Source organism: Escherichia sp. MOD1-EC5950 (assembly GCF_002965345.1).
GTDB lineage: Bacteria > Pseudomonadota > Gammaproteobacteria > Enterobacterales > Enterobacteriaceae > Escherichia > Escherichia marmotae.
In genome coordinates this window covers 195,854-213,440 of the sequence record NZ_PTSR01000004.1, presented here as the reverse complement: position 1 = coordinate 213,440, position 17,587 = coordinate 195,854, and the positions used below count along the sequence as shown (strand labels likewise).

General features: G+C 45.7%; 21 protein-coding genes and 2 pseudogenes. 7 read left to right on the top strand and 16 right to left on the bottom strand.

What is annotated here, in order from left to right; all coding sequences use genetic code 11:
- Positions 1-113: 113 nt before the first annotated feature.
- The 7 genes and pseudogenes from BEA93_RS08025 to BEA93_RS08000 all read right to left on the bottom strand — a co-directional run.
- Positions 114-488: pseudogene (locus BEA93_RS08025) on the bottom strand (DUF2213 domain-containing protein); the annotation flags it as partial.
- Positions 489-557: 69 nt separating this feature from the next.
- Positions 558-1,070 (bottom strand): hypothetical protein, encoded by a 513-nt coding sequence (locus tag BEA93_RS08020; protein ID WP_105267649.1) that lies wholly within the window; start codon positions 1,068-1,070, stop codon positions 558-560.
- 40 nt (positions 1,071-1,110) lie between these two features.
- Positions 1,111-2,010, bottom strand: a complete 900-nt coding sequence (locus tag BEA93_RS08015; RefSeq protein WP_105267648.1) for a phage minor head protein — start codon at positions 2,008-2,010, stop codon at positions 1,111-1,113.
- A 61-nt stretch (positions 2,011-2,071) separates the two neighbouring features.
- On the bottom strand, positions 2,072-3,163 hold the full coding sequence (locus BEA93_RS08010; RefSeq protein WP_236942892.1) for an anti-CBASS protein Acb1 family protein: 1,092 nt from the start codon (positions 3,161-3,163) through the stop codon (positions 2,072-2,074).
- On the bottom strand, positions 3,121-3,489 hold the full coding sequence (locus tag BEA93_RS25640) for a hypothetical protein (RefSeq protein ID WP_236942891.1): 369 nt from the start codon (positions 3,487-3,489) through the stop codon (positions 3,121-3,123). The genes BEA93_RS08010 and BEA93_RS25640 overlap by 43 nt, the downstream gene beginning before the upstream one ends.
- A gap of 14 nt (positions 3,490-3,503) precedes the next feature.
- Positions 3,504-4,888, bottom strand: a pseudogene (locus BEA93_RS08005) (terminase).
- On the bottom strand, positions 4,888-5,490 hold the full coding sequence (locus BEA93_RS08000) for a hypothetical protein (RefSeq protein ID WP_105267647.1): 603 nt from the start codon (positions 5,488-5,490) through the stop codon (positions 4,888-4,890). The pseudogene BEA93_RS08005 and the gene BEA93_RS08000 overlap by 1 nt, the downstream one beginning before the upstream one ends.
- Before the next feature lie 83 nt (positions 5,491-5,573).
- Here BEA93_RS08000 and BEA93_RS25220 point away from each other — a divergent pair, with 83 nt between their 5' ends.
- Positions 5,574-5,867, top strand: coding sequence for a hypothetical protein (locus BEA93_RS25220; RefSeq protein ID WP_157945143.1), 294 nt, complete (start codon positions 5,574-5,576; stop codon positions 5,865-5,867).
- Positions 5,868-6,060: 193 nt separating this feature from the next.
- Here BEA93_RS25220 and BEA93_RS07995 read toward each other — a convergent pair whose 3' ends face one another.
- The 8 genes from BEA93_RS07995 to BEA93_RS07960 form a co-directional block, all read right to left on the bottom strand.
- Positions 6,061-6,540, bottom strand: a complete 480-nt coding sequence (locus tag BEA93_RS07995) for a TIGR02594 family protein (RefSeq protein ID WP_000131874.1) — start codon at positions 6,538-6,540, stop codon at positions 6,061-6,063.
- Complete coding sequence (locus tag BEA93_RS07990; RefSeq protein WP_000172496.1) at positions 6,540-6,812, bottom strand: phage holin family protein; 273 nt, start codon at positions 6,810-6,812, stop codon at positions 6,540-6,542. Before BEA93_RS07990 ends, BEA93_RS07995 begins: the two co-directional genes overlap by 1 nt.
- Complete coding sequence (locus BEA93_RS07985) at positions 6,812-7,195, bottom strand: putative holin (RefSeq protein ID WP_105267646.1); 384 nt, start codon at positions 7,193-7,195, stop codon at positions 6,812-6,814. The genes BEA93_RS07990 and BEA93_RS07985 overlap by 1 nt, the downstream gene beginning before the upstream one ends.
- Before the next feature lie 112 nt (positions 7,196-7,307).
- Entirely contained in the window at positions 7,308-7,979 is a 672-nt protein-coding gene (locus BEA93_RS07980) for a bacteriophage antitermination protein Q (RefSeq protein WP_105267645.1), read from the bottom strand.
- On the bottom strand, positions 7,979-8,272 hold the full coding sequence (locus BEA93_RS07975; protein WP_000717782.1) for a DUF1364 domain-containing protein: 294 nt from the start codon (positions 8,270-8,272) through the stop codon (positions 7,979-7,981). Before BEA93_RS07975 ends, BEA93_RS07980 begins: the two co-directional genes overlap by 1 nt.
- Entirely contained in the window at positions 8,269-8,865 is a 597-nt protein-coding gene (locus BEA93_RS07970) for a DUF1367 family protein (protein WP_000057009.1), read from the bottom strand. The genes BEA93_RS07975 and BEA93_RS07970 overlap by 4 nt, the downstream gene beginning before the upstream one ends.
- Positions 8,866-8,942: 77 nt before the next feature.
- On the bottom strand, positions 8,943-9,122 hold the full coding sequence (locus tag BEA93_RS07965) for a hypothetical protein (protein WP_001025459.1): 180 nt from the start codon (positions 9,120-9,122) through the stop codon (positions 8,943-8,945).
- Between the two features lie 151 nt (positions 9,123-9,273).
- Positions 9,274-9,915 (bottom strand): hypothetical protein, encoded by a 642-nt coding sequence (locus BEA93_RS07960; protein WP_105267644.1) that lies wholly within the window; start codon positions 9,913-9,915, stop codon positions 9,274-9,276.
- A 509-nt stretch (positions 9,916-10,424) separates the two neighbouring features.
- Between BEA93_RS07960 and BEA93_RS25635 the strand changes: the two genes are divergently transcribed.
- From BEA93_RS25635 to BEA93_RS07950, 3 genes are all read left to right on the top strand, one after another.
- Positions 10,425-10,694, top strand: a complete 270-nt coding sequence (locus BEA93_RS25635; RefSeq protein WP_236942890.1) for a hypothetical protein — start codon at positions 10,425-10,427, stop codon at positions 10,692-10,694.
- Positions 10,691-11,203, top strand: a complete 513-nt coding sequence (locus BEA93_RS07955; RefSeq protein WP_236942889.1) for a hypothetical protein — start codon at positions 10,691-10,693, stop codon at positions 11,201-11,203. Before BEA93_RS25635 ends, BEA93_RS07955 begins: the two co-directional genes overlap by 4 nt.
- 478 nt (positions 11,204-11,681) lie before the next feature.
- Positions 11,682-12,344 carry a hypothetical protein gene (locus tag BEA93_RS07950; RefSeq protein ID WP_105267643.1) on the top strand — a complete coding sequence of 221 codons (663 nt, stop codon included), beginning with the start codon at positions 11,682-11,684 and terminating at the stop codon, positions 12,342-12,344.
- A 336-nt stretch (positions 12,345-12,680) separates the two neighbouring features.
- Here the strand turns inward: BEA93_RS07950 and BEA93_RS07945 are convergent, their stop codons facing one another.
- Positions 12,681-14,048 (bottom strand): hypothetical protein, encoded by a 1,368-nt coding sequence (locus BEA93_RS07945; RefSeq protein ID WP_236942888.1) that lies wholly within the window; start codon positions 14,046-14,048, stop codon positions 12,681-12,683.
- Between the two features lie 326 nt (positions 14,049-14,374).
- Here BEA93_RS07945 and BEA93_RS07940 point away from each other — a divergent pair, with 326 nt between their 5' ends.
- The 3 genes from BEA93_RS07940 (at position 14,375) to BEA93_RS07930 (ending at position 17,187) form a co-directional block, all read left to right on the top strand.
- On the top strand, positions 14,375-15,148 hold the full coding sequence (locus tag BEA93_RS07940; RefSeq protein ID WP_105267642.1) for an LEM-3-like GIY-YIG domain-containing protein: 774 nt from the start codon (positions 14,375-14,377) through the stop codon (positions 15,146-15,148).
- A gap of 111 nt (positions 15,149-15,259) precedes the next feature.
- A complete protein-coding gene (locus BEA93_RS07935; protein WP_105267641.1) occupies positions 15,260-16,495 on the top strand; it encodes an HNH endonuclease signature motif containing protein in 1,236 nt (411 codons plus the stop codon).
- A gap of 131 nt (positions 16,496-16,626) precedes the next feature.
- Positions 16,627-17,187 (top strand): hypothetical protein, encoded by a 561-nt coding sequence (locus BEA93_RS07930; RefSeq protein ID WP_105267640.1) that lies wholly within the window; start codon positions 16,627-16,629, stop codon positions 17,185-17,187.
- The last annotated feature ends 400 nt before the right edge of the window (positions 17,188-17,587 follow it).

The window sequence follows — 17,587 nt, the reverse complement described above, 5'->3', positions numbered from 1 at the left end:
ACAGAAACGAAAGGCCGGGGTTATAGCAGAAGCTAATCCTGAGTAAAACGGTGGATCAATATTGGGCCGTTGGTGGAGATATAAGTGGATCACTTTTCATCCGTCGTTGACACAACCAGGCGCTTACCCTTCTCGCTGTTCTCCGCATAACGGCGATCAACGTACATATCTCCGATGACGCGTCCGTTTTCATGGCGAGCATTCTGAAACCACGCCCCTACGTGATAGTTATTCACGGCGCGCGGATCGCTGGCAGATACGTTTTCCCCATCAATCACCGGGTGATCCAGTGGCATGGGGTTACGTTCGAGAGTGTTATAGGATTTCTGAATTTCGGCTGACGGATAAAAACGCCGATTCATCACAATATCGTCAACGATAGGCACGACGCCGTGCACGACAATGTGCTCGCGTCCGTCGATGGTTTCAGTTGTGATATTTGAAGCGGAGTTGATAACCGTCAGCACGTTAACGCGGTTGCGTTTCATGCTGGGTCCTCTTTGATGGATTTTGGTCAATAAAAAACCCGCCGAAGCGGGTTCATAGTTCTATTAGACTCACTTAAAGTTAAGCTCATGCTTAGCATCATCCACAATCAGTTCAATCAGGTTGTCTACCTCAAGAGCCATATCGTTATAAGCAGCCTGCTCTGGATAATTTTCCTCATGTATCATCTCATCAGCATTAGCGTCTAATGAAAAAAACCAAGTTAAGTGCTCTTTAGTTATTTCACTCAAAGATATTGGAGCCAAGACATACAAGCGCCTCAATTGCTTCTTTAAAACCTTAAATTGACTCCAGTCGAAATAATAATCAGGAACTTCAGACAACCTTTGCTCAGCTATATGTATTCTTTCATGATGGTTTGACGCTGCGAGGTATATAGCTTTCATCTCTATAAGGATATCTATAAGATCCCCATAAGCTTTATGTTTCTTCTCCCACCACTTTTCACTGTGGAAGCGCCTTAAAGCGAAACGTGCAGTAAACCAAGCCACCACCCCCCCAATAGTTATCTGACCAATAAGGGATAGAATATATGAACCAACTTCCTGAGGTGTAATACTCATCAACTTAATACCATGAAAACTATGATGATGTTATTTAGCACTAATTAGAATCATGTTTCCACTGCTTGCGTTCAGTTGTCAACTTATCTGTCAGTCCTTCATTGAAGATACTGCCGTCGTCATTGAGCAGTACCGGTATCTGACTACAGTAGCAGTTGTACCGATTTCCGTTCTCAGCGTAGAATTCCCTCACATCTTTAGTGGTATAGCCCTTACCGTGACGACCGGCGTGCCAGGCACGAGTCGTCGGCTTGAGCGTAGACAACCACAACAGGCCGGTATTCAGGCCAAGCCTTGACGACGCCCAGTCGGCTTCATTCCACAGTGCTTCGCGTAGAGCACCAACCTGTTCCGTCTGGGCAATAGATTTTGCTTTCGCCTTCGATACATCAAGACGTTTGCTGATAGTACTAGCCAGGTCTCTCGGGTTAACACCCCGACCTATGCCGTTGGCAATAATACTGGCGAGATCCACACGCGCCGTATCAGCAATGCCCTTCCAGTCGCTGTAAGTTGAAACATACGCAGCCGCAATCTGGTTTTGATATGCAGGCATACTTAACAACTGCGGAAAGGTCGTCTGGCTGGCGTAAACAGAGGACTGCTGAGAAAGGCTGTTGTAAGCCTGGTGAGTTCCACGTTTGAACTCCGCCACCACATACGACATCGCCCAGATATTATGCGAGCCCCCCTCCAGTAGATAGTCATCCAATATCATCTGCACAATCTGTAACAGGCCTGCCAACTGCCGTCCAGACATGTCGCAAACGTAGGTGCTCGCGTTAACCCGGTACAGCATTGAAGAATCATCCACGTCATGACAAAGGAAGTGCCATGGTTGGCTGTTTGTCGCAGCAGAATGCCCTTGCAGGAGCATATCAAGCTGGTTTTTCAGTGCGTTTTTTATGGCGAAATAGCGATTCTCAATATCGCCAGCCATTCTCTTCACGGCATTTCGTGACAAGGTAGGATCGGTGCGTGACCGTGGTATTACCGGACTTTTACGCGTCTCCCTCTGAACCGACCAGAGGATCAGTCTGCTTTGGCTGGTCGTCATCATTTTCCTCTTCAAATTCTTTCAGTGGCGGGAACTCACCAACAGAACGAATTTCATTTTCAGTTATTGCCGCACGACCAAACGCGTTAGTGGTTTTCACTGCCACGTCTGCCATTTTGTTCATGTTGTCGATTTTTTCGACCTGCCCAGGAGCAAGCAGGTCACTCCAGTGGATCGTGATCTCTTCTTCGCTGGGGGCGGGAATTATTTCGAGATGGATAAACCACCGCACAACCCCCTCAATGACATCTGTCAGAAAACCTGCGCGGCGTGCATTACCGGTTTTCGCCCAGTCTTTCATGTCCTCGGTACTGGCGCGTTCACCTGTCTGCATACCGATAAGAATTTTCACGGGAACCGGGATTGTGGCGCAAAACTCATTAAGCGCCGTTCGCCATGTTGGCTCTGGATCTGCTGCGGCGACGGAAAGGACGCTGGTATCACCCTCTTGCATCATCACTGCGCTATCCGTGTTGTTATTTAGTCTGCGGGTCTGTTCATCCATAGCATCAGATAATTCAGACTCAGAGACGCCAAGGGCGCGGGCAAGTTGGGAAAAGTTGGTTTTGGCGCTGAAATTGAAATTAAGCTGGCGGCTGGCATTCTTCAGAAAGCCTTCGGCGCTGCCACCGGAGATTTTTTCAATATCCAATAATTTATTGAATCCCGCCTCCAGCATGGACTCACCATCCATACCGTCATCATCAGCGCCCTCAGCCAGAATAAAAACGCGATCCGGGTGAACATCAATGATGCGTCCTGGCCTGCCACTCTCACTGCCGACAGGCATTTCCGTGAACTGGTACATTTTCGGCATCCCGAACGTGTCACTGTCCGGGTCGTTATTCCACTGAGAAACGTCCAGCTGCGCTTCCCATACTGGGATAAGACGCACAAGCGCCTTTTCCTGCAACGACCTTACCGTTGTGGTATTAACAGGAGCATGCCACTTACCACCATCTTTTAGTTGAATCAGCAGCGCGGAACAATTGCCTACGAGGTTTCGACGATCCGCGCCTTTAATTTGTTTCCACAACTTTTTAAATAATTTATTAACGCGCTTATCCCACGCGCTGTCCTTTTTCGCGCCGTCCTCTTTCTCCCCCCCCCCTCAAATATTTCGGGGTTGTCCTGCCAACAGTTATCAATGACACGACGGACAGCAGCACGCGCAACTGCATTTCGCTTATATGCGCGATAAAAATCATCAAACCCTAATACTTCGGGGTAACCGAACTCTCTGTACAGGGTTTTGCGCTTAGTGTTACTGGTTCCGTAAAAACGGAAGTCGAGGTTGTTTGCGCGTGCACATTCCATTGAACGCGCCTGACGCTGCGTTGCCGCCAGTTGTTCTTTGTTCATGGGTACTCCAGAAATTAGCGGGAACGGACCAGCATGCCCTGATGAGCAATCTTGTTATTTTTTGCGACGGCAAAGTAACGAAAGCCATCAGCGCCGTGAGATGTAAAGTCATGAAGCGGTTTATCTTTCCAGCAGCCTCGCTTGTCGTCCCACTCTTTGCGGTAACCTTCAAGGTGAGATATGCCAACAGCACACTTCTCTTCGTCGAAAATGCAAAATAGGAGCACTTCACGAACTGATTCAATACCAGTGTCGACGCTGGTTTTTGGCACTACGTTGAATTCAAGGGAATAGTTCTGACCGTCTATTTCGTAACCCTCGCGCGCCAGCTCCTTACGTGACTTCGCATCAGCAGCAAACTCGCGGTTCTCGATATCGTGCGGCCCCCAATGCTCGCCATACTCGTAGCCTCGGTCTTTTAGCACCTTTAGTGCCTCAGCCCCTCGCCAGAGTTTTCGTAGTAGTCGATGATGTGGAACTCTTCACCAACCTCGCGAACGAACCAGATAGCCGTGGAGTCACCTACGCCTATATCCCAGAATGTGTGTACCGGCAGGTGTGAGTTATCCGGGATATGTCCGATACGCTTGTTAGTATAGAGCCAGCGGAATTGCTTGGCGTAGTACCAAGCTTGCTGACGTTCGTTGACGACTACACCGTGCTTCGCCTCCATTTCAGCGAAATACTCAAGCAGGCGCACCGGCAGCGATTCCACCGGGTCGATTGCGTACTGTGGGTTCTTCCACCAGGGGAAGAAGAAAAACTTCCAGTCCAGCGGAGACTGTGCTTTGCCCTGCAGCAGCGCCTTCTCTGCCGTCTGGCAGTAATCGAAGAAATACCCCGCCCGCCCTTCCGCCGTGCTCTCAATAGTCGCAAAGCATCCGGTTGACACTGCCTCAAACGCACCAGTGACAATTTCACGGGCTTTGTCAGGATACTTGGCGCATATCTTCCCGAACTCGGAAACGTGCAGGTAACGCAGCGTACCGCCACGAAATGACGTACTGACGTAGAGTGATCCGCCCTTCTTAAAGACGAGCTCTCCGGAAGAATCATTGCTCGCCGGGTTGGCCGCCGTTATCTCTGCTGGCAGCTTGTCGTATGCGTACTTCACCTTTTCACGGAACAGGCGTTTTGCGTCATTCAGCGTGTGGGCAATAAGCGCGCACTTTGCCGACTCGAACAGCGCTGCATCGAGCTGGATGATGCACACCTCGGTCGTGAATCCGAGCTGACGAGCCTTAAGAATGATGTTGCGGGTGTGGATCCCCTCGAAGTATTCCCGCTGCTCAGGTGTCATCCTGAACCGCGTCGGCTTACCCTCTTTGTCGGTGATCCAGTAGAGATTGTTCAGCCGCCAGTTTTTATCGGACAGCAACTTAAGGTGCTCAGGTTTCATTACGCCCCCTGAGACAGTGAATCCATCAGGTCAGACAGTTGCTTAACAGAGTTGTCGCCTTCTGGCCCGTCGATATCGTAGGCCTGGCGTTCAAGTCCGACCAGGTTCTTCAGCGCGTCGCTCAGTGCTTTTAGCGACTTAACACGCTCCGGCATGCTGATAACCTTGCGGTAGATCTCATTGAGTTTGTCCTGGCCTTTATCGTCAGAGTCAAGCATCAACTCTCCGAGCTTCTCCAGTGCAGCTACGTCTGCGCCCTCAGCACCAAGCTCATCAAACAGGGCATTGGTTATCTGCCTGGCTCGCTTGATGTCGCCGCGATGTTCCATGCGAACATTGGCGATTATCTCGGCGGTAGCCTCGATGAGTACGCGTTCGTTAAAAGTAACTTCGCTGCGTACCTGTTTGCGTACCTCTGCTTTGCGTACCAGATCGTCAGCGCGTTCTTTCACCTTCGCATTCAGGTCACGCGACCAGTCGTCACGCTTGGCCCGCTTACGAATAGCGCCTTCGCTAATACCGTTTTGTGATGCTATTTCTCGAAGGGACATCACTCCGGCCCGGTATGCCGTCTCGATGGCCTCCCAGTCCGCTTTGCTCATATAATTAAATCCTACTGTATTCTCATGGTGCACAGGTGTCGTCTATGCTTTTAACTCGAACATTCAATTAAGAGAAATGCTCTATGGTTATTGGTTTGCAGGAATCAAAAAATTGCCCTGTATGCGGCTCTGATGCCACGTGGACAAATCACGATACGTGCTGGAAAATTCATTGCGGTGGTTTTTGCAATGATTTTTTAATCACGGCCATTACGATAAATTACTTGGAAGGCGATGCGCACAGGCGTCTTGATGCCATCGATCTCTTAAGAGAACCCACAACACTCAAGACGCCTTTAACAAACCAAATCCTTGCTGATTATGCTCGTACAAAACATCCCTTGCACATTTTCGAAAACCTCTATCCGGGCTACTAGTCACCACTAGCAACCTTCAAAGCTGGAGGGGCTTTAGATGGATTGATAATTCATTTCTTCGTTCGTTTGAGGAATCAACCCACTAGCCCCTCAGCAATTGCAACGCGATAATGCGATCCATTCCATCGACTAAAATCGGAACGTTCATAAATAACTACTTCATTACCCACAATAACCCTTAGCTCCGTGCTACCTACGCTTCTGAGATAGATTTCTCAGCATTCACGAATGGAAGTGATTGTGGAACATCCGTTTGACCTGCTGGCCAGCGGTAGCCTGTTACGCGGGAACGAGGAAAAGCTTTGATATTTACTTCATCTGCCTGGTTGCCCCCCAAAATCATTAAATCCCCGGCGGCATTTTTCCCGACAACAAAACCAACGTGGCCACCGCCAGACCGAGACAGAATAGCAATGCATCCATAGGCAGGTTCCTTCAGTTCATTACCCCAATCGAGATAAGAATTCGCAGACTCAAAACGCGTTGAGCGAATACCAACACGTTCCAGCATTGCTCCGGTGAAGGCGGCGCACCATGGTGTTTCGTCATCCTTAATGCCGCCGCGTTTGATATCTTTCCAGTACTGCACAATTTCTGCAGCATGTTGCTTCCCTTTCATTTCCCGGATGCCGAGATTTTTTCGTGCCTCAATTAGCCATTTAGGATCGGTCATTACCTGTCTCCTGTTATTTTTGAAATATTTCCTCGTGCCCGCCAGACAGCAATACAGATGGTGAGGTTGAGAAAGAACTCTGCGGGATCAACCTGCGTATATTTCCCGTAAAAAATTCGTAGGGCTATCCACGCAGCAGACAGAATCGCCAGGTAAGCAGTTAGTGAGATAAAAAAACGATAGCGGCCTGTTTTTTGAAAAAACATCAACCGCAGTGCCAGCATCAGACAGATAATTGCATTGGCATTGATGAGGACAGAGTGCAGGGTCATTATTTCATCCCCTTATCTGATTTCCATAAACGAGCTTGTGACATGATCCGCAACAGTGATGTAACGCTGATTACTGATGCAACCAGTGCACCAATGGCGGGAGAGACTTTTACTGTTACGGGAGGGTTCAGGTGACTCAGCATCGCATTCAGAATACCGGTAATGATGGCTGATGCTGTCTCAGCGCAATACACACCGCCAACAAACGAAATGAGTGCGAAAATAACCTGCTTCCAGAATCGATGCTGCCCGGACGACGACACATAGAGAGCTGCGCCTGCCAGCGCACAGATCATCACTGCAGGTGTTGCCTCAGGAAATAACGCAGCAAACGTCACCCCCGCCGAGCCAGCAGCAACGCCAGCGGTTAGAGGTTCAGACATGATTTTTCCTGATTCAGAAACGACAAAACCCCGCCGTGGCGAGGTTCTTAGATATTTGGCAACATACCAAATTAGCGTTAAATATGGCCTATTTTGTTCGGTTTTGCAAGCATTATACGCAAACGTCGTCTAAATGGTTCTGATAATGATGCAAAGTTGCAAGAAGTGCCACTTCATCAAGTGCTCTCACCGCCTCTTTCATTCCTACCCAGTGCGGGGAGTATGTTTCGCACCAGGTGGAACGAGAAACCGACAGCATTCCAGCTAGCGCAGATCCGGCCATCTCCTTAAAATCCTCGCGTTTATTTGCTGCTGCAACCGCCTGCACGGACAACCACACCAACGAAAGCAGGCGCTTGACTATTTTTCTCTGAGTTGACGCGGGGATGTTTCCTTTATAGCGACTCCAGACAGCCTCACAAATAGCTGTTTGGTGTTTGAACGCCAGGTTACCACCGTAGCAATAGCGCAACCACGCCTGCTGACTAACGTCGAGCGAGTTCACGGCGCGGCGCCACGATGAATCAGCGAATTCAAAATCATTCATCGGCGGCGCGGGGCGACGTCTGCTGAAACTTTCCAGAGCATAAACTGGCGTAACCAGAGCATCAACGGTTCGGTCCTCCAGTTGCACACGATGAATATGTTTGCGTGGGTATGCGTTTTTATCTGCCGGCGGGTGCTCACACAATGCTTCCAGTTGCCCCTTAGAACCACCAGACAAATCCCGCAATGCAGCGCGCAGTTTTGTGCGGGTATATTCCAATAAATACTCGTTACTCATCAGATAAACTCCTCATCGCGCCAGATAGCCAGTGTTCTGAAAACTCCCTCAGCGTGCATCAACAACAATGAGTCGTGCTCGTAATCCGTTTTTGTACGTCCGTCGATGGCATCGTGACACGCACTGCAGGCGATAGCACCCTGCATATCGTGAGGTTTGATGGCTGTGCCGCACGTTCCGGCGAGACGATAATGAGCCAGTACGCTGGTTTCAGGATTGTGATTGCACACACCGGGGATACGCACAGTACAAGCGCGACCACGTGCAGCTTTTCTCAGATCGATTTTTTTCATGATGTGTAATCCAGCAGCTGCGCGGCAGCATTTTCAGCGGCCTCCTGAGAGGCAAACGTGCGGAACAAAATATAATTCCACAGCACATCTAAAACGGCTGAATACAGTTGACCGAACTCAAGATCGTCCATCGCAGCAAACGAGATTGAACGAGGTACGCGCATCAAACTGCCATCTGGCATCTGATGAACGTCATAAAACCCAGCTTCCATAATCGCCCAGGCGCGAAACGCCTCGAACGACTTCACCGCACTGATATTCCCCGCGCGCTTTTCCGACTCATCGAGAAGATACTGATCAGCCAGCTCTGCCATGACATCACCGTGTCCACCGTAATACGCCAGTAACTTAACGTAGCCGTGAACCAGTTCGCGCTCCGCAGGAGAAATAGCCCCTCCGGACGGATGCCAGTAATCAAAGCCCAAGTTGAGAAGTGAGAAAAATTTACGATGAAACGCGGGATTACGCGCCTGTTTGAAATCTGCATACACAACAGCACCTGGTTTGACTCGTTCAGTCAACCAGCGTTGCGTGTCTGGTGTCGCGGGTATTAGCGAACCGCCGGATACCCTGATAAATGAATGCTGCGCCATGGTTAACTCCAGGTGGCGCGGCAGTGTTCAGAAAATGGTGCCGGGTGTTCAATCCAGCACCAGTATTATACCGTGTTTTACGCGTCAGGGGGTGTAATAGTATATCCAGCTATTTCTGCCAACTCGAGAAACGCCATCAGGCTGGCAATCCGTTCATCATCGGTCAGAACACGCACACCAACGATGTGTCCGTCCTTACGCTTGATAACAGCCCGGCATGTTTCCGGTAGTTCGCCTATAGATTCTTGAATATTCATGTCTTCCCCCTAACGCCATTACCTGTACATTTATACAGTATTTTATGGCATTTGTCATAACGCCAAATACAATGAGGGAATAATGAACAATTATATTCACGTCGTGAATTTTACTAAACGGTTTTATAGGGGATTAAACCGTTTATGGTCATTATTTATCATTCCTGTAAATTGAAATTAACCATTTTCTAATCGTCGACGCTGCAGGTGGGTCAGAGTATTTCACCACAAAAATACCGGATATGTATTGCACACCACGCGATAATGGCGCTGTCGGGTTTTCAGTAAAAAAACGATCAGCCAGTTCAATGGCTTCGCTTTTTAATCTGTGCTGTGGTCGTCCTCCGCCCTTCGTGCCAAGGTAGCGCGCCAGTTGTTTGAAACGGTAGGCGATGATCAACGATCGCATCATCATATTGAAAAAATCGCGGGCATCGTTGTCAGCGCCTTGCGCTATCAACAGTGCAAAAAAAAGATACGGAATTGTGTACACTTCAGAAGATATACGAACCCGTTCACAGGTTGGTGGAGCTAACTCAATAAGTAAGTCAGCCAGCGGATTCCCCTTTCCACCATGTTTGTAATAGCGATACAGCGGCCCGATATCAAGTTCACTCGCGTCGATTTCAGGATGACTGGTAACGGCTGTACGTATCTCTTCTGCCAGAGCGTCAAATATTGCCCCGGTCCGCTCAAGATAGAGCCTCCGGGTCGAGCCGCGATCATCCAGAGCTCGTAACATATCTAACCGGCTAACGAAAGTTTCAGGCCAGCCCTCATAGAAGGTTTTCATAATTACCTCGAATAATAAAACTGCATTATTTGCACAGTTTATTATTCGTTTTCACATCGTGAAGTCTATAAAAAAGAAGCCCCGCCGAAGCAGGTTAGTAAATCATTTGTGCCAAATTATAAGACCACACCGTAAGCTTTTATATGCGTTCTATGGTTATAGCTCATATTATATGCTTCAAAAATATCTATTCTTTTGTTCTAACGTCAACACCCACCCTTAAAAGATTAATTCTCTAAGAATGAGAGAATCTTGTGTGTATTAGATAAGATATGAGCTGACACATCTATGGCGTGAAGACAAATTTAATCTGACAGTCCACTTTGTTGCCAGAGCGGATATCGCAAGCGTTAAGTCAGATATTTGAAAACGCATCGTTATCCTGGTTGGGATACTTGCACTACTTTTAGGCGTACTGCTATCTTGCACAGTTATTCAAAGGTAATTTTTTCTTTATTAGTAGCCTACTTCCAGGGGCTTGTACAACTGACAAAACGAGGGAGATCCCCATGAGCAACAAAGATTTTTCACTTTTTATTTTGCAACCATTGATCGGTCTTACTTCCTCGACAAACACAATTTTTATGTTGCTGAAGCCAGAAAGCGTCTATTTTCGCAGTTTAGCGATTCTGATCTTGAAGCTGAAGCCAGGCAGAGAGAACAAGATTACTATGAGGCCGCCGGTAAGCGTTTTGACCCCGATTATGACGACGAAGGGGCTATCTGTGAACAGGCTCATGATGAAGGAATTTCACATTGGATTGCTCTCAGTGATATGAAAAATACGGTTTCCCTTGCTCTGACAGCAGGAATGTTTCATCAGTTCGACAAGGAACTTCGAGAGAAGTGTATCAGAGAATTCAGCCATTGGCTCGACGCTAAATCCATAACATCGATGATCTGGGACATTAGCTTCCCAAGGCTAATTGAAATTCTAGAATGGATTGGGATGGATATCACCAGCAAGGCTTATTACGAAAAAATCGATGCCTGTCGCCAAGTGGTTAATGTTTATAAGCACGGTGATGGCCATGCCCATCGGGTGCTTTCCGTCGCGCATCCTGAGTATTATCAGGATATCAATATTCCAAGAGGCTACAGATTTAGTCTACGTCATGAGCAACTTGAGGTTACAGAAACACAGTTTATAGAGTTTGCAGATGCGATTACAGCTTTCTGGAATGATATCCCAACATACTGTATGCGCTCAGCTATTCGGGAAGAACCTGAATGGATAAATGGCGAATATAAAAAACATGAGAAGAAAGTTAAAATGCTTCAGGACTAAAATTCTTGATAATAGCAAGTGTATCCTACATGTAGACATTTGCCTGCCGTGTCTTTTAGCTACCCTAGTTGCGAGAACAATTACGAACTTCCGCTCCTCGCTCACAGCGAACTTTCAACTCAGTTAGCTTGCCCGCTTCGTACCAAAAGCGGGCATTGCTAACATCTATCTCCATCAATCTGTGGGAACAGCTCGCCGTAATAGCACATTGAATCCTATGTCTAAAAGCAGATGATCTGGTTTGCCGGGAAATTTACAAAATGACGGCGTCTCTTGTTAGAGATTCTCCCTGCTTCACACTGCTGATTCTTCATAGATTTTAGTATAATTAGTGAAAAAAATTTTTTTGGTTGTTATCATATACATGAGGACTTCTTCAGAAGAACTGAGAAAAATTCGGGGTTCACTGAACACAATGACAATTAAGAAGATTAACTGTCTGGTAAGTGATTATTTTATTCATTAAAAAACAAATATCATGATAATTGACTTTATAAAAAGCAAGGAAGCCTTGCTAATATTGGCAATAACTGTTCTATCTTATATGTCTGCAATTTCATTTGAATATGGCTATGCATATCATTTTGATTATCCTATGGAGTTTATAACGTTAGATTCTAAATTTTTATTCGTGGGTATGTCATATTTATTTTTTAATATAATTTGTGTTATGTTGATGTTTTTTACTCCATGGCCTGAAAGTAAAGTAAAAGCAGTTAAAGTTACTGCAGTTACAGTTTTTATCATGATTGTTTTTATTGTTCAGTCTTATAGACATAAGACTGAATATGGTGGTTTTTTCGTTTTAAGTTTATCGATAGCAACAGTTACTTATATTATACACAAAATTGTTAAAAATCATAAACGTAATCCAAGTTATTTAATTTGGTCCGCAACCCTTCCCCTTATTGCCATAATGACATTTAGTTTCTTAATTGGTTTACAACAAGCGTCATTAAAAAAAGAATTTAGTTACTTTCATGATCAATCTAAAGACTACGTGATTATTAGGTTGTATGACGGTAACCTTGTCGCTAAAGAAGTGAATATAAAAGAGCGCAAGCTAGGGAGTGAGATATTATATATACCTAGCTATAACCCAGCCCCTATAACGTTAAATAAAATTAAAATAGAACAATAGATTCATATAGTGGCCTTATGAAAAATAGGTCACTATCGTTGATATTTCATATGAATTTTTAACGACCTTGGTAGTAAAATTATCGTAAATCCCCTACATAACAAGACCATTTACTATAGATCTGTTTTACTCTCAATAAAATCAACTTCCGCTCCTCGCTCACAGCGGACCTTCAGTTTTTTGTCCGCTTCGTGTCAGAAGCGGAAGTAGCTAACAACAGCCTATGTTGATTCAAGGGGAACAGGTCACTGGGTTAATCTAATTATGTCCCTTTAGAACTTTTTTTCTTAAGTGAATATATTTTCACTTTATTTTCTACTGCCTCAGTCATAAGGTTTATTTTTTGGCTTTTGACATCATGAGAAGGAAATATGAAGGGTGGCTCTTTATTTCTGAAGAATGGCTTGTAATATTAAAGACATCTTTTAGAATCGTAAAAGCTCCTGTAGCCAACGACACTGGATTTGGTGCACCAATAAAACCTATCAATGAAGGCACACTGTTAAGAAAAAGTTCTTTTTTACTCTTCCGCTTATAGGCTTGTATTTTTTGCTCAATATCTGTCAATCCTTCATCCCACACCCGCTCGACAAAATGTTGATTTATTAGTTGTCTCTTATATGAATCACTTTCTGCTTCTATATCATACGCAGCTTCACGTAGTACAGAGCGGAAAGAATTAAAACTCGGCTCGTAGTCAGTTCTAATTTTGTAGAGTTCACTTGGAGTCAGTCCCTCTAAGAATGGAACGTCTATAGAGAGTTTAACCCTCTGAACTTCATTCTTTTGATCAAGTTTACGAAGAATCTCTCCATGAAACGGGCAATATGCACCCAGGGATGCTCTACATGAATGCGCTTGGTTAAGGTCAGTAATAAGGTTTTTATAATGAAAGAGAACCGTACGGTTTTTTGCTCCCTGCACCCACCGTTCATAACTTTTTTTTCCGCTATGATTTCCCATGACAAGCTCCATAGATATGGAGCCATCATCATTATCAATGGCATTTTTTATATGTTGATACATATATCCATTTGTATATAAACTTTCACAGTCTTTAATTTCCAACATAATTTCATTCGATAAAACATTTTTGTTTAATAACCGAATTTTATTTGTGTTACCTAGACGTTCTATATTCTTTACGGATAGTCTATTTTCATAAAGACGGGCAATATTAGGAGGGAGATATCGATATATAAAATTAGCATCAGAGTTATCGTCTAAAATTCCATTGCCCCTCTCCGAATCTTTAATAGAAGATTCGCTTCGTACAAAAACGATAAACTCACCACGGATAAGATCAAAGTTTTCTTTAGCAAACCTGATAAATCTAGCAATTTCCTTCCTGAGATGTTCAACCTTCTCTTTTCTATCGCTTACAATAATTTTTTCAAATGCATTTTCTGTTAGACTCACTCTGTATCGTAGGCTCAATGAATACAGAACATCATCAAGAATGACTCTGTCCATTGAAAACAGTCCACTCTTATACCTTTCAATATTACGATTTCCCGCCATGTAAACATTTAGCCGAGACTCCTGTACAGAATTTGCTTGCTCGATAATCAGTGAATCTATTCTTTTATTATATTCATCTAACTCAATTAGCAATTCATTCAATCCAATATTTTCATATTCCTGATCTAAAAGTCGATCAACCCAGAAAAGGCTTTCTGTGAGGGCATAGAGGTTGTTGTACATATCAGTTCCTTTTTACCAGGCTTCAGTCAGAGTACACTATCATTTTACATTTAAATGCACTTCCAAGCATCATGCTGTTAGTGCCGGATTATAACACTTGGCACCCGTATGTTTGGATAACAAACTGCGTATAATCCTTGTGAGTTGTGATGTCTGTTTCTCGCTCACAGCGGGTCTTCAGTTGTTCGTCCACTCTGTGCCAGGAGCGGACATTGATTATTCCTCATTGTAAAAATCTTAATGCTAACTAGTGGGAACTATAAGTTGTCAATTGACATAATTGTGTATATTTTGCGATGAAACGGTTAAATTTCAGGTATTATTATATGGATATTAATGAATTTCCAGCGGGAGTAATCGAACATCTTGGCTGGTATGTCTACCGCCTGATTGACCCGAGAGATGGCAGTACGTTCTACGTAGGGAAAGGGAAAGGTAATCGTGTCTTTGCCCATATGCGTGGTGAGGTTGCTGCAGTGGATGATGATGAGTTACTGAGTAACAAACTCAAACAACTTCGAGAGATCAGATTAGCTGGTCTTGAAGTTATCCATGTTATACATCGGCACGGTATAGCTGAAGAAAAGACGGCTTACGAAGTTGAAGCAGCACTCATAGACGCCTATCCCGGCTTGACTAACATCATGAACGGTGCTGGTAGTAACGAGTTCGGTGCTGCACACATCAAAGAACTAATCGCTACGTACCAACCTGAAACAATTACGTTCCAACATAAAACCCTAATGATATCGGTTAACAGGAGCTCAAAGGATATTGACCTCTATGATGCTGTACGTTTTAGCTGGCGTGTCAGCCTTGAACGCGCTCGTAAGGCTGAGGTCATACTGGCGACAGTAAGAGGAATTGTGAGGGGCGTATATATCGCAGATGAGTGGCTCAAGTCTACCCGTGAGAATTTCCCAGAGATACTCTCATGGGACGCGGATGATGAATTTGAAGCTACTCAAAGTTCCCGATTTGGGTTCCGGGGTAGGGCTGCACCTCCTGAGATTACACAGCTTTATTTAGGTAAGAAGATCCCTGATGACCTCAGAAAGAAAGGTGCTATGTCTCCTGTGAGATATTCTCCCGGATTTTGATTTCGGAATGAGACTGGATTTTAGATCGTAGCCAATATACTGCAGTAATGCATATTTCGGGGATCGTGTTTGCCGCGGTCACGGTTACCATTATTAGTGTGCTGAACTGAAATGACTAAGCGAAATAAAACCCAAAAATTTAACTTGGACAAAGCTCGCAAAAAAGAGATTCGCGCAGCCTTAACCAGCGTGGGTATGACCCCTCAACATGATGGCTGGGCGGATTTGTTTATGTACGCTTATACAGATGGCAGCAATTTAAACGGTTTGCAATTGGCCAAAGCCTTATCAGTGCATCCAACGCTGATAAATGGTTTATCGCGCGGCATCAAGTTAAAACCAGAGAAAGCGCTCTCCAAAAAACGACCATCAAAACCTACGCTGGCCGATAAACGCCGCGAGGCCAAACAGAAGGTCAATATGGGCTGGGAAGCGCTGATTCGCACTATGCCTATGCAAAAGCCAGGCGCACGCAAAAACCCTGAAACAGAAGCCCTTTGGGAGAATGCCCGTCGCCGTGGCACGTCCCAGGCCAGCACGCCAGCATTTACGCCGACAATCATCCCGCGCAAGGTTTCCGCTCAAATCAACACCGAATTACCAGGCCTGCAATCAACGCAGATGGAAACACCGAAACGGTATGATTCTGTGAGCATGACATCAAAAGTTACGACAAAGCTGGATAATCGCGTCCTACAGGATTTTCTGGCAAAACACATTCCAGCCAGCCAGCGTCGTGATGTTGAGCTTTATATCCACAAACACCAGCATGAAGCCACCACGACCATTGAACTGGTGCAGCGGTACCTGGATGAGCAGGAAGAAAAGCAAATCATCCGAGAAGCCGAGAAGCTGGCCGACGTTGTTCCGGAACTGGTAGCCGATGATCGAATCATCATGTCGCAGGAAGTAGTGGTCGTCGTGGAGGAAGAGAAACCCGCGCCCGCACTTGGCCAACCTGTCAAACTCCACAGTACCCGAACCGCGCAGCGCATCGTTGAGCAGCGCGACGCGACGGCGCATATGCAGTTTGTTGAATGGGTATGGAATAATTTTGCTGGCCGTTGCGCGGTGACTGGCTGGCAGAACGGCGAACGATTGCAAGCGGCGCACATTGAGCCAGCTACCTCAGGCAATTTTAGCGCTGATAATGGCCTGTTGTTGACTCCAACGATACACGACTTACTAGACGCAGAGCTGATGGCCGTCAACCCTGAAACAATGACCGTACATTTTGCCCCAGGTATTGAGCTCGGCGCGATGTTTGAAGGCAAAGTGATTGAGCCTAAATTATGGCCGCTGAACATGGCCGCGTTGGTTAAACGCTGGAAAGAACGGAAATTCTGATTAAATATTTTAATCACCATCGTGCTGGCTGCCATCGCCTATATGGCGTTGCCTCATCACTCGAATCCGAATGCATAATCTTATCCGAGTGGGGAAAGTGCACCACCAAAACATCGAAACAGGAATGGAAAATGAACGGAATATCAAAAATCATCTTAGCACTGACCGCTGGATTTACGCTGTCCGGATGTGTAAGCCATACCCAAAAAAATTCACAACCAGATCCGGCTGCAATCGAGGCGGCAAAACTTGCGCAGTACACCGATTCACAGCTTTGCCAGGCAGAAGATAATATAGAGCCATTGCTCAACCTTAATCCATCATCTCATCCTGAATTTAATGAAAATTATCGCCGCGCCCAAGCTATTAAAAAGGTGATCGCCTCTCGTAATTTAAGCTGCTACCACCTGAAAATGGAGAAGGCAGAACAGGCCACACCAGCACGCCCGTTAAGCCCACGACAAAAACAAGCGAGGGCATCCGCTGTTTGCCAGGCTTACACCCAGCGTACCCGATTTGCGGATCCGACAGTCACATTTCAGATGTGCGGGAAAGGATTCCAGTCTACTTCGGCAAAATGTAAGGAAGATTTGGCGAGTTTTGAACGTGAGTCTCAGAAACTTAGAGGTGCGGCCAGAGCGGAATATGTTGAAATTAGCAGTGCCTTTCGGGCAGGCTGTACTTTAAAATAAAAAATTAAGTGATATTAATAACGCAATTAAATTTTAAAAAAGCCAATGCCTGCTCAGTGCCATATACAGCCATGGTTATTAACAACAGGGAATAATCCCACACCGAAATTAAATATCTTCCTTTTACAGTAGAAATAGTTCCTCCAGGACACTATCTATTGCCGGGCACAATCACTCGGGCTATAACGATATAAAATATGTTCATGATAGTGCAGGTTCGTATATTAAGTTCAGCAGCGAAAACATGCCTTACAGGTTTCCGGTTTTGGGAGCGTCGTTACAGGATCCTGTGCATACCGTTCCCATCCGTTGAATTAAAGGTTTCACAGCCTTTGCCGATATCACCTTTTACCTTGCCTGTGATGCGTTCAGTGCTCAGCGTTGTTTACTGTAGCTCTCG